At 67.0% G+C, this 12,081-nt stretch carries 14 protein-coding genes; 13 read left to right on the top strand and 1 reads right to left on the bottom strand.

Translation table 11 applies throughout. The features are described from left to right. Positions 1–74: 74 nt before the first annotated feature. The 5 genes from gshA (at position 75) to AC1Q5S_RS04420 (ending at position 3,943) form a co-directional block, all read left to right on the top strand. Positions 75–1,379: a glutamate--cysteine ligase gene (gene gshA, locus AC1Q5S_RS04400; RefSeq protein ID WP_492238386.1), complete on the top strand. Its 1,305-nt coding sequence runs from the start codon at positions 75–77 to the stop codon at positions 1,377–1,379. Next, positions 1,370–2,173: a hydroxyacylglutathione hydrolase gene (gene gloB, locus AC1Q5S_RS04405; protein WP_492238387.1), complete on the top strand. Its 804-nt coding sequence runs from the start codon at positions 1,370–1,372 to the stop codon at positions 2,171–2,173. Before gshA ends, gloB begins: the two co-directional genes overlap by 10 nt. A 16-nt stretch (positions 2,174–2,189) precedes the next feature. After that, positions 2,190–2,609, top strand: a complete 420-nt coding sequence (locus AC1Q5S_RS04410) for a VOC family protein (protein ID WP_252101540.1) — start codon at positions 2,190–2,192, stop codon at positions 2,607–2,609. Between the two features lie 55 nt (positions 2,610–2,664). Further along, positions 2,665–3,393, top strand: coding sequence for a 2OG-Fe(II) oxygenase family protein (locus tag AC1Q5S_RS04415; RefSeq protein ID WP_492238388.1), 729 nt, complete (start codon positions 2,665–2,667; stop codon positions 3,391–3,393). 148 nt (positions 3,394–3,541) lie between these two features. Then, on the top strand, positions 3,542–3,943 hold the full coding sequence (locus AC1Q5S_RS04420; RefSeq protein WP_492238389.1) for a YkgJ family cysteine cluster protein: 402 nt from the start codon (positions 3,542–3,544) through the stop codon (positions 3,941–3,943). Positions 3,944–4,104: 161 nt separating this feature from the next. Here AC1Q5S_RS04420 and AC1Q5S_RS04425 read toward each other — a convergent pair whose 3' ends face one another. Then, on the bottom strand, positions 4,105–4,404 hold the full coding sequence (locus tag AC1Q5S_RS04425) for a hypothetical protein (protein ID WP_492238390.1): 300 nt from the start codon (positions 4,402–4,404) through the stop codon (positions 4,105–4,107). A 167-nt stretch (positions 4,405–4,571) separates the two neighbouring features. On the opposite strand from AC1Q5S_RS04425, the gene dinG reads away from it, so the two are divergent. The 8 genes from dinG (at position 4,572) to AC1Q5S_RS04465 (ending at position 11,880) form a co-directional block, all read left to right on the top strand. Then, positions 4,572–6,746 (top strand): ATP-dependent DNA helicase DinG, encoded by a 2,175-nt coding sequence (gene dinG, locus AC1Q5S_RS04430; protein WP_492238391.1) that lies wholly within the window; start codon positions 4,572–4,574, stop codon positions 6,744–6,746. A gap of 50 nt (positions 6,747–6,796) precedes the next feature. Beyond that, positions 6,797–7,165, top strand: a complete 369-nt coding sequence (locus tag AC1Q5S_RS04435) for a zinc ribbon domain-containing protein YjdM (protein WP_303836272.1) — start codon at positions 6,797–6,799, stop codon at positions 7,163–7,165. Positions 7,166–7,271: 106 nt separating this feature from the next. Then, positions 7,272–8,114, top strand: a complete 843-nt coding sequence (locus AC1Q5S_RS04440; protein ID WP_303836270.1) for a DMT family transporter — start codon at positions 7,272–7,274, stop codon at positions 8,112–8,114. Between the two features lie 107 nt (positions 8,115–8,221). Beyond that, positions 8,222–8,836, top strand: coding sequence for a 3'-5' exonuclease (locus AC1Q5S_RS04445; protein WP_303836268.1), 615 nt, complete (start codon positions 8,222–8,224; stop codon positions 8,834–8,836). A gap of 143 nt (positions 8,837–8,979) precedes the next feature. Next, a complete protein-coding gene (locus AC1Q5S_RS04450; protein WP_422202656.1) occupies positions 8,980–9,561 on the top strand; it encodes an NnrU family protein in 582 nt (193 codons plus the stop codon). Positions 9,562–9,748: 187 nt separating this feature from the next. Further along, positions 9,749–10,267 (top strand): C40 family peptidase, encoded by a 519-nt coding sequence (locus AC1Q5S_RS04455; protein ID WP_422202655.1) that lies wholly within the window; start codon positions 9,749–9,751, stop codon positions 10,265–10,267. A 106-nt stretch (positions 10,268–10,373) separates the two neighbouring features. Continuing rightward, a complete protein-coding gene (locus tag AC1Q5S_RS04460) occupies positions 10,374–11,480 on the top strand; it encodes a 3-deoxy-7-phosphoheptulonate synthase (RefSeq protein ID WP_303836262.1) in 1,107 nt (368 codons plus the stop codon). A gap of 175 nt (positions 11,481–11,655) precedes the next feature. Further along, on the top strand, positions 11,656–11,880 hold the full coding sequence (locus tag AC1Q5S_RS04465; protein ID WP_422202654.1) for a hypothetical protein: 225 nt from the start codon (positions 11,656–11,658) through the stop codon (positions 11,878–11,880). Positions 11,881–12,081: the final 201 nt, after the last annotated feature.

The raw sequence follows: 12,081 nt of genomic DNA on the forward strand, positions 1-12,081 counted from the left end.
GTTGCCTCGGCCTGTGCGGGGGAACGCCGTGTGCGTGGACAGCCCCTGCTTCTTGAACCGCAAAGGTTGTCATCATGGTTCCCCATTTCCTCACGGCGCTGGACGGCGCCCCCTCTGAACTTGGTCAGCACATTCTGGACGCGTCGCCGGCGATCGAGCGCTGGTTCCGCCTGGAGTGGACGCAGCACACCCCTGTCTTCTACAGCTCGGTGGACATCCGCAACGCGGGCTTCAAGCTCGCGCCCGTGGACACCAACCTGTATCCCGGCGGCTGGAACAACCTCTCGGCCGAGATGCTGCCGCCGGCGGCGCAGGCCGCACGCCTGGCGCTGCAGCGGCGAGCGCCGCAGGCCCGCAGACTGCTGCTGGTGCCGGAAAACCACACCCGCAATGGCTTCTACCTACAGAACGTGGCGCAACTGCAGCGCATCCTGGGCGACGCTGGTCTGGAGGTACGGATAGGCTCCCTTAACCCTGACATCGCCGAGGCCACGGCGCTGGCGCTGCCTGATGGGGGCACACTCACTCTGGAGCCGCTGCTCCGGCGCGGCAACCGGATCGGGCTGCGGGACTTCGATCCCTGCGCCATCCTGGTCAACAATGACCTCAGCGCCGGCGTCCCTGGCATCCTCGAAGACCTGCAAGGGCAATTGCTGCTGCCGCCGCTGCATGCTGGCTGGCATGTGCGCCGCAAGAGCCGGCACTTCCAGGCCTACGACGAGGTCTGCAAGCGCTTCGGCAAGCTGCTGGGCCTGGACCCCTGGCTCTTACAAGCCCTTTTCGACCATTGCGACAACCTCGACTTCGCCGAAGGCCACAGCCTGGAGCGCCTGCAAGAGCAAGCCAATGCGCTGCTGAACCGCATCCGCCGCAAGTACAAGGAATACGGCATCGCCGAGCGCCCCTTCATCGTGGTCAAGGCCGACAACGGCACCTACGGCATGGGCATCATGATGGTGCGCGACGCCAGCGAGCTGGGCGCGCTCAACCGCCGCACGCGCAACAAGATGGCCGTGGTGAAGGACGGCCTGCAGGTGTCCGAGGTCATCCTGCAAGAAGGCGTGCGGACGCGCGAATGCGTGGGCGGTGCCACGGCCGAGCCCGTGGCGTACATGATCGACCGGGCCGTGGTGGGTGGGTTCTACCGCCTGCATGCCGAGCGCGGTGCCGACGAGAACCTGAATGCGCCAGGCGCCCGGTTCCAGCCCATGGCCTGTGACCCCGCAGCGCTGTCGGTGCAGCACGGCCAGCCACCGGGGACGAGCGGGCCCAACCCTTTCTACCTCTATGGCGTGGTCGCCCGGCTCGCGGCCCTGGCCGCCAGTTGCGAACTGGAGCAGGGGCCGGTGCTGGCGGCCGAGGAGCTCGCATGCGCCTGAACACCACCGCCCCTTTGCCCCAACTGCAGTGCATCCCCGCTTTCAGCGACAACTACATCTGGCTGCTGCATGACGGCCAGCACGCCTGGGTCGTGGACCCTGGCGATGCCGGCCCCGTGCGCGCAGCGTTGCAGGAGCAGGGCCTGATCCTGGCGGGCATCCTGCTGACGCACCACCACCACGACCACACCGGCGGCGTGGCCGAGCTGGTGGCGGACAGCGGCGCCGCCGTCTTCGGCCCCGTGGGCGAGGTGCTTCCCGAACCCGTCACCCGCGTGGGCGAGGGCTACCGGCTGCAGGTGCTGGGGCAGGACTTCGAGGTCATCGCCGTCCCCGGCCATACCGCCGGCCACGTGGCCTACTTTGGCAATCACGTACCGGGCGGGCCGCTGCTGTTTTGCGGGGACACGCTGTTCTCGGGCGGCTGCGGCCGGCTGTTTGAGGGCACGCCTGCGCAAATGCTGGCCTCGCTGGACCGGCTGAACGGCCTGCCGGCGGCCACGCGCGTCTGTTGCGCTCACGAATACACCCTGTCCAACCTGCGGTTCGCGCAGGCGGTGGAGCCAGGCAACGCCGCGCTGCAAGCCTACATCTCACATTGCGATGCACTGCGCGCGCGCGGCGCACCCACGCTGCCCAGCCAACTGGCCACCGAGCGCCTGGTCAATCCCTTCCTGCGCTCGCGCGATCCGGGCCTGCGCGCTGGCCTGGCCGCGCTCGCCACGGTCCCGGATGGCGACGTGGCCGTGTTTGCCACGCTGCGCGAACTCAAGAACAACTTCCGACCGGCTTGAGGCCGGCAGCTACCCTATGAAATACCTCCACACCATGGTCCGCGTGACAGACCTGGATGCATCCCTTCGCTTCTATTGCGATGCCCTGGGCCTGCGCGTGCTGCGCCGCCAGGACATGCCGCAAGGCCGCTTCACACTGGTGTTCCTGGCTGCACCCGGGGACGAGCAGGCCCAGGTCGAGCTCACCTACAACTGGGACCCCGAGCACTATGGCGGAGGCCGCAACTTCGGGCACCTGGCCTACGCCGTCGAGGACATCTACGCCAGCTGCGCACGCCTTCGGGCACAGGGGGTGGCCATCCTGCGGCCCCCGCGCGACGGCTACATGGCCTTCGTGCGATCGCCCGACGGCATCTCCATCGAACTACTGCAGCAGGGCATGCCGCTGCCGCCGGCTGCGCCCTGGCAAGACATGCCCAACACTGGGACTTGGTGAAGCAATGCGGCATATCCCCGATACCCCATGGCCAGCGCAACGCGTGGTGGCCAGCATGCCGGGCTCGCTCCCCATGGGTGGAGTCGTCCACGAGACCCCCGTCCATGCCTTCGAAAGCACGCCATCCTGCCTGGCCCTGGGGCCTCAGCCCAGCCTGCAGCCGCGCCGGCACGACATTGACCTGGGCGGCTACCTGGCCTTCTTCATCGACGACGTGGTCACCGCCGCAGAGGCCGACTGCATCGTGGCAGCCAGCGAGCACTTCGGCTACCGCGAGGAGGCGCCCGGCATCGCCACGCCGCCAGGCATGCGCATGAACAAGTCAGTGCACTGGGTGGCGGACGAGGCCCTGCTCGGGCCCATGATGCAGCGCATCCAGCCGCTGCTGCCGCCTGCCATCGGGGGCGCGGCCCTGCACGGCCAGCTCAGCCATCGCATCAATATGTACCGCTACGACGACAACGACGTCTTCAACCGGCATATCGATGGCGACTGGCCTGGCTACGGCCTGGACCCGAGCCGCCGGTGGATGCAGGAATGGCCCGGCCTGCGTTCGTGCCTGACGATGTTGCTGTACCTGAACGATCCCTCGGACGGCGTCGTGGGCGGCAACACCCAGTTGCTCGGCCGCGATGGGCGCTGGGTCGATGTCACGCCCCGCAAGGGCGCAGCGCTCTTCTTCCGCCATGGCTTCTCGCCCGATTCCGTGCCGCACATCGGCGCGCGGGTCAGCGGGGCTGTACCCAAGTACGTGGCGCGCATCAACGTCCTGTACGGGGACTGAGCCCACCACGCGCGTTGATTGGCATACACTTGCATCGCCCTCCGGAGGTGGAGGCAAGCCACGCAACAAAAATCGAGAGCGAGCACACCTCCCGTCACCGCAGGAACGCCCAACCGCCGGTTGGGCGTTTTCGTTACCAGTATCCCCTATGCGCTCCCCCATTGCCATCGTCGACGTCGACCGCCCCGACACCTGGACCCGCTACCGCGCGGGCCTGTGTGATACCTGCGCGGCCAACTGCTGCACGATGCCGCTGGAGGTACAGATGGCAGACCTGGTGCGGCTGGGCTTGGTGGATCCGTTCGAGGCTGAGCACGAAGAGCCCCGGCACATTGCCAAGCGGCTGCAAAAGGCGCGGCTGATTGACCACTTCAACCACAAGAACGTGGTGTTCACCATGGCACGGCGGGCCAGTGGGGACTGCAATTTTCTGCATCCCACCACGCGGCTGTGCACGGTGTATGAACAGCGGCCCGACACCTGCCGCCTGCACCCGCAAAAAAAGAGCCCCAAGCCGGGGTTTTGTGCCTACGGGCGACGCGTGGCCTGATTGACTGACTGACCGATTGTGGGGGCGCAGCAGCGGCAAGGTTGCATGGCGCGGTGCCGTCCAACCGCAGCGCGGGCCCTCGCAGCGCATGCGGCTTCAATGGTCAAAATGGCCTCTAGCGCTTTCTGCATAAGCGCTATCAGCTATTAATTTAATAGCATTTATGGGCGTGCTGGCTTGTGGCCCACGCGGTGGGCGCGCAGGTCCTGGTCGGTGTCCTGCAGCCCGCGCTCTACATCGCGGTAGGCCTGCTGCATCTGCGGGTCGGGCTCGCCGTGGGTCATGTCCACCGATTCATCGCGCTCGTGGGGCAGCTTGGGGGCTTCTGGGTCTTTGGCGGGGTCGGTCTTCAATGGCCCTTGGGTGGCGGGCCCCGGCATCTGGCGCTTGGTGGTGTCTATCGAAGGCTCGGGCCCGGTGGGGCCTGGGATGGGGTGGTTGCGGGTGTCGGTTGGGGGCATGGGGGTCTCCTTGAAGTGGATGACAGGATTGCCAATCTGGCCATCGTAGAAACGCCCGCAATGCAGGCGTGTAGGCCCACATGCCATGCGGCCGCCGGGGGATGGAGACTTTGGGCAGGGCCTGCCGCTTGACCCGTGCCACACTCTTGCCCTTACAACAGGTGGTTATGTCTTCTACAGAGTGGGCCCAGGCGGCCCTGCAGTCGTTTGATGCGGTGGTGCAGGCCACCGAGGGGTTTCGCAGCCGCGCCGGGCAGCGGCTAATGGCCGAGCAGGTGGCGCGCACCTTCAGCACGGCCACGCTGGGCAAGGTGGATGAAGAGGGCGGCGAGGCCGCGCCCACGCGCGCCATTGCGGTCATTCAGGCGGGCACGGGGGTGGGCAAGTCGCTGGCGTATTGCGCGCCCGCCATTGCGCTGGCGCTGGCACGCGGCACGCGGGTGCTGATCTCGACCGCCACGGTGGCGCTGCAGGAGCAGCTGGTCAACAAAGACCTGCCGGCGCTGGCCGCGCGCATGCCGCAGCCGTTCAAGTTTGCGCTGGCCAAGGGGCGTGGGCGCTATGTGTGCAAGCTCAAGCTCGACCGGCTGGCCGGCACGGGCGAGGCGCACGGCGAGGACGATGACGACCTGTTCCCCGAAGAGGCCGCCAACGCCCGCCGCAAACGATCTCACCAGGAGACGGAGGCGCGCATGCAGTTTTATTCGACCATGGCGCAAACCCTGGCCAAGGGCGCCTGGGATGGCGACCGCGACAGCCTGGACACCCCGCCCGAGCCCGAGGTGTGGAGCCCCGTGGCTGCCGAGGGTGCATCGTGCACCGGCAAGCACTGCCCGGCCTTCAGCCAGTGCACCTATTACGACAAGCGCAAGGAGCTGGTGGGCGCGCAGGTGATCGTGGCCAACCACGATTTGCTGCTGTCGTCGCTGGGCGCGCGCGTGCTGCCCGAGCTGGACAATTGCCTCCTGGTGCTGGACGAAGCCCACCACTTGCCCGCCACGGCGCTTGCCCAGTTTGCGTGCAGCATGGATTTGTCGCGCATCACCTGGATCGAGCGGCTCTCCAGCCGGGGCCTGCGCATTGGCGCGCTGCTGGAGGTGGAAGAGATTGCCGACATCCCGCGCCATGCGGCCCAGCTGCGGCAAACGCTGCAAGACCTGGCCCGCATCGTGATGGATGTGTATGGCGACAACCTCAAAAGCCAGAAAGACACCTGGGGCCCGGCGCGCGTGCGCGTGCCCCGCGGCGAACTGCCCGAGCCCCTGATTGCCCCGCTGGGCCTGCTGGCCGCCAGTGCCGATGGTTTTTTGGAAGCCCTGCGCGCCATCAGCAAAGCCCTGCGCGCCGAGATGCGCGACAAACCCGACGAGGCCAAGCGCCTGTCCACGCTGTATGCACAGATCGGCATGCTGGCCCCGCGCCTGGAAGAGCTGCACGCCACCGCCCAGCTGCTGCTGCAGGACGCACCCGAGGGGGCCGACCGCAGCTTTGTGCCCGCCGCCAAATGGTTCACGCTGGAGGTGGATGGCGACTTCATCGTGGTGAAGGCCCACGCCAGCCCCATCCTGCCCGGCACCACGCTGCGCAACCACCTGTGGAGCGCGGTGCGCGGCGCGGTGCTGACATCGGCCACGCTCACCAGTTGCGGCAATTTCGATTTCTTTTTGCGCGAAGCCGGCCTGCACGGTGACGAGGCCGCCACCACGCTGGAGGTGGCCAGCCCCTTCAACTACGCCGCGCAGGGCACACTGATTGCCGCCGAAACGCGCGCCGACCCCAAGAACGCCGCGCAGTTCACCGCCGAGATGGTCGATGCCCTGTTGCACGACATTGCGCGCGTGGAATATGGCGCGCTGGTGCTGTTCACCTCGCGCGAGCAGATGCGCCAGGCAGTGGATGCGCTGCCCACCGCCATGCGCAGCGTGGTGCTGGTGCAGAACGCACTGCCACGCACGCAACTGCTCAAGCGCCACCGCGAGCGGGTGGAGAGTGGCGAGCCCTCGGTCATCTTCGGCATGCAGTCGTTTGGCGAGGGGCTGGACCTGCCCGGGCGGTTGTGCGAATCGGTCTTCATCACCAAGCTGCCTTTTGCACCGCCCGACGACCCGGTGGGCGAGGCCCGCGCCGAATGGCTGCGCGCCGTGGGGCGCGACCCGTTCAGCGAGCTGGTGGTGCCCGCCACCGCCATCCGCCTGGCGCAATGGGTGGGCCGCGCCATCCGCACCGAAGACGACCAGGCGCATGTGTACTGCTACGACAAGCGCCTGACCCGCACCAGCTATGGCCAGCGCTTGCTCAAGGGCCTGCCGCCGTTTGCGCTGGAGCAACGTGCGCCGCTGTAGCCGCTGTAAAGTCGCCAGCCTTTTTCACCACGATAACCAGAAAGAATCCCATGCCCCACACCGTGCCTGCCTGCCCCCAATGTGGCCTGGAGAACACCTACCCAGACGGCAGCAACTACCTGTGCCCCGACTGTGCTTTTGAGTGGCCGCAGGTGGCCGATGCTGCGGACACCGATGCACCCGAAGGCGACGGCGTGGTGCACGATGCAGTACGTGACGCGAATGGCAACCCGCTGGCCGATGGCGACGCGGTGATCCTCGTGAAAGACCTCAAGGTAAAAGGCTCGTCGTCCACGCTGAAAAAGGGCACCAAGATCAAGAGCATCCGCCTGGTCGATGGCGCCGACGGCCACAACGTGGACTGCAAGACCGACCTGGGCAGCATGCTGCTCAAGTCGGAGTTCTTGAAGAAGGCCTGAGCAAGCGTGAATACATCCGGCGCCGCAGCGCGCGCCGGCATCGACAGAACGGGGTGCCATGCGCGATGATGGGCCTTCGTGCGCTCACCCCAGGTGAACAGACACCATGTCCCCCACGCGCCTCGCCACCCTGACCGTACTGTCCATGCTCGCCTTTGCGGGCAACTCCTTGCTGTGCCGCGCGGCGCTGAAACACACGCCGATCGACGCGGCCACCTTCACCACGGTCCGCCTGGTCGCAGGGGCCGTTGCGCTGTGGCTGCTGGTGGCACTGCGCCGCAAGCAGGCCTGGCGGGCAGGCAACTGGCTGTCTGCCTTCGCGCTCTTTGTGTATGCCGCAGGTTTTTCCTATGCCTACCTGAGCCTGCCGGCCGCCACCGGTGCGCTGCTGCTGTTCGGCGCCGTGCAGGCGACGATGATCGGCCACGCCTGGCTGAAAGGCGAGCGCCTGGCACCTGCGCAACTGGGGGGCATGGGGTTGGCCTTTGGCGGCCTGGCGGGCCTGCTCATGCCCGGCATGTCGGCGCCCCCGATGGCCGGTGCCGCGCTGATGCTGGCGGCGGGGGCGGCCTGGGGCATCTACTCGCTGCGTGGCCGGGGCGGGGGCAACCCCATCGAGATCACAGCGGGCAACTTCTTGCGCGCGGCGCCCATGGCACTGCTTTTGAGCGCCGTGGCATGGGAGCATGCCGCCTGGAGCAACGCAGGCCTGGGCTATGCCGCCGCATCGGGCGCGCTGGCCTCGGGCATGGGCTATGCGCTGTGGTACACGGCCCTTCCGGGGCTGCGCGCCACCCAGGCCGCCACGGTGCAGCTGAGCGTCCCCGTGCTGGCAGCGTTCGGTGCCGTGCTGTTGCTGGATGAAGCCGCGACACTGCGGCTCGTGCTGGCCTCGGTGGCCATCCTGGGCGGGATCGCCCTGGTCATCTGGAACAAGCGCAAGCCCTGAGAAGGTGTGAACGAACCCACCGGGCCCGCGGCACCCTGCCATGCGTGGCGGCACAATCCCCCCGGCCCCCTGGGCCGCCCCGTTGTTTGCACATCCCCCTTTCTTCCATGCCCCCCATCGCCGTCATCGACTTTGAAACCACCGGCATCTCGCCCGGCCAGGGCGCGCGCGCCACCGAGGTGGCCATCGTGCTGCTGGAGAACGGGCAGGTGGTGGACCGGTTCCAGAGCCTGATGAAAACCGGGGTGTGGATCCCCTCCTTCATCACCCAGCTCACCGGCATCACCAACGCCATGGTCAACGCCGCGCCCGATGCGGCACAGGTGATGCAGGAAGCGGCCCGCTTTGTGGGCAACACGCCCATGGTGGCGCACAACGCCGCGTTCGACAGCAAGTTCTGGCAGGCCGAGCTGGCCCTGGCCGGGCGGCCTGCACCGCAGCCTTTTGCCTGCACGGTGCTGCTGTCGCGGCGCCTGTACCCAGAGGCGCCCAGCCACAAGCTGGGCACGCTGGTGGACTACCACGGCCTGCCGCGCACGGGCCAGGCGCACCGGGCGCTGGCCGATGCCGAGATGGCCGCCGAGTTGCTGGCGCGCATGCAGCACGACCTGCGCACGCGCTGGGGCGTGCCAGAGCCCGGCCACGCCCTGCTGATGGCGCTGCAGCGCTGCGCCCGGCCCGCGGTGGGCAAGCTGCTGGCGCAGCACGGCGCCGGGGCCTGAACGCCCGCACCGCGGGATTACTCTGTTTTCGATAGCTGTGGGCGCTTATCCATCGGGCACCACGGGCCTTGCTTATCTCAAAAATACGACCCGTCATCCTGCTTGTCCATAATCGCGCCACTTGTTCCACAAAAAGGCCGCCTATGTCGTACCTGGTTCTCGGATTGGTGCTGTTCCTGGGCATGCACTCGGTGCGCATCGTGGCCGATGGCTGGCGCACGCAGACGCTGGCGCGCATGGGCGAGCTGCCGTGGAAAGGTCTGTACTCGCTGGTGTCTGCCCTGGGCCTGGCGCTCATTGTCTGGGGCTATGGCCTGGCGCGGCAGCAGCCCGTGGTGCTGTGGGTGCCGCCGATCGGCATGCGCCACGCCGCATCGCTGCTCACGCTCATCGCCTTCATCCTGCTGGCCGCCGCCTATGTGCCGCGCAACGCCCTCAAGGCCCGGCTGCACCACCCCATGGTGCTGGGCGTGAAGGTGTGGGCGCTGGCGCATCTCATCTCCAACGGCAACCTGGCCGACGTGGTGCTGTTTGGCAGCTTTTTGCTGTGGGCGGTTTTCGACTTTCGCGCGGCCCGCCAGCGCGACCGGGCGCAGGGCGCGGTGTATGCTCCCGGCACCACTGCGGGCACGGGTACCACACTGGTGGCGGGTGCAGTGGCCTGGGCGGGTTTTGCTTTTTGGGCCCATACACTGCTGATCGGCGTTTCGCCCCTGGGGCGGTAAGCAGCCTGCGGACCATCGCCTCCCACCCTGAGGAGTTCTTCCATGCGCGGAAATATCGCAGCCATCGTGCTGATCCTGATTGCGGTGGGCGTGGGCCTGTTCTTCACACCCGACCGGTTGAAGCCATAAGATGCTATTTATTCAATAGTCTCCAGTGCTTTTTCATCCAGCGGTCAAGGCCCTTTTGATGCCGATTTTTTCCCCACATAACCACACCAGACGGCACGCCCTGCAGGGCCTGGCACTGGCCTGTGCCCTGCTGCTGGGTGGCTGCAGCACGGCTCCATCGTCTTCATCATCGGCACTGCTGCGCAGCGCAGCGTCGCAGCTGTCGGACGATCAGGCACACGACATCGCCATCCACGCGCTGGGCCTGGTGGGCACGCCCTACCGCTATGGCGGCAACACACCCGACACAGGTTTTGACTGCAGCGGTCTCATTGGCTACGTGTACCGCCACCGCGTGGGCACCGCGCCACCGCGCACCGTGGCGCAGCTCAGTGGCTGGGGCCAGCCGATTGCCAACGGCGATCTGCGCAGCGGCGATCTGGTAGTGTTTGGTGCGGGCCCTGCCCCCACACATGCCGGCATCTATGTGGGAGAAGGGCGCTTCGTGCACGCCCCATCCACGGGCGGCACGGTGCGGCTGGACCAGTTCAGCTCGGGCTACTGGGCGCGGCAGAAGGCATCGTTTCGCCGGCTGTAAAGCCCCTCTGAGTCGCCTTCGGCGCCTTCCCCCTGAGGGGACGACGCCCTCGCTGCTGGCAGTGCCGCCGGCGCGGACTCCGGGCCACGCGACAATCGGGGCCACCATGACCCACGCACAACGCTCTGCACACCCTGTTTCCACCCACGACACCACGCGCATTGATGACACGCGCATCAAGGCCGTGCGCCCGCTCATCACACCGGCCCTGCTGCAGGAATGGCTGCCAACGCCCGACGCCGCGCAAACCCTGGTGGAAAGCAGCCGCGCTGCCATCTCGCGCGTGCTGCAGGAGCAGGACGACCGGCTGATCGTGGTGGTGGGGCCCTGCTCCATCCACGACCATGGTCAGGCGATGGAATACGCGCACGCGCTCAAGGTCCAGGCCGATGCCCTGGGCAACGACCTGATCGTGGTGATGCGCGTCTATTTCGAGAAGCCGCGCACCACCGTGGGCTGGAAGGGCTACATCAACGACCCCCACCTTGATGGCAGCTTTGCCATCAACGAGGGGCTGGAGCTGGCGCGCCAGCTGCTGCTGGATGTGCTGGCCGTGGGCCTGCCGGTGGGCACCGAATTTTTGGATCTGCTCAGCCCGCAGTTCATCAGCGACCTGGTGAGCTGGGGCGCGATTGGCGCGCGCACCACCGAGAGCCAGAGCCACCGGCAGCTGGCCAGCGGCCTGTCGTGCCCCGTGGGCTTCAAGAACGGCACCGACGGCGGCGTGAAAGTGGCCAGCGACGCCATCCAGGCCGCGCAGGCCGCACACGCCTTCATGGGCATGACCAAGATGGGCCAGGCCGCCATTTTCGAGACCCGCGGCAACCACGACTGCCACGTCATCCTGCGCGGCGGCAAGCAGCCCAACTATCAAAAGGCCGATGTGGACGCCGCCTGCGCCCTGCTCAAGGCGGCGGGCCTGCGCGCGCAGGTGATGATCGACGTGAGCCACGCCAACAGCAGCAAACAGCACCAGCGCCAGATCACCGTGGCCGCCGAGGTGGCCGGGCAGATCGCCGCCGGCGATGCACGCATCACGGGCCTGATGATCGAAAGCCACCTGCAAGAGGGCCGCCAGGACATCGTGCCCGGCCAGCCGCTGCAGCATGGGGTTTCGGTGACCGACGCCTGCATCAGCCTGGCCCAGACCGTGCCGGTGCTCGAAGGCCTGGCCGCCGCGGTGCGGGCACGGCGCCAGAAAAACGCCGCATAGCAGGTGCCCGGGCGGGGCGCCGGAAAGCAGCCCCACGGATCGGGAGAAAAAACAGCAGGCGCCACCTTCTGGTCAACGGCCGTGGCGTCCTGTTGTCGCTCGTTGTGAGCGGGGCGAACGTCTCAGCTATCTCCAGCGCATTCCACTCGATCAGCCCAAGATCGACCAGGGCTTTGTGCCCGACCTGTCCACCGGACCCAACAATGTCGCCATTGTGGACACCACCATCGCCCTGCCGCGCAGTCTGGGGCCGGATGTGATTGCTGAGGGCGTCGCCCCCACCCCGAGCAACGTGATTTGCTGGCCCGCGCGGGGTGCCAGCCCTACCAGGGGCTACCTGTTCGCCAACCCCCTGCCCACGGACCTTCTGGAGGCCTTCCTGCGCCCTGTTGCACCCTGAAGCCGGTCATTTACCCGGTTGAACGAACTCACCGCAGTCTGGTCTGCGGTTTTTTTGCCTTTTTCCCCGCCAGGGCCATGGCCTGTCCCGGTTCAGGCGCTGAAAACGGCACGGCGTTGCTCTGTTGTTATTAATAAAAGACTTCTATAAATACATAGTGGTAGTAGTAGAAGGCGGCATTTTCTGTGGACAAGTGATTTT

This window comes from Acidovorax sp. GW835-FHT14B10 (assembly GCF_058793725.1).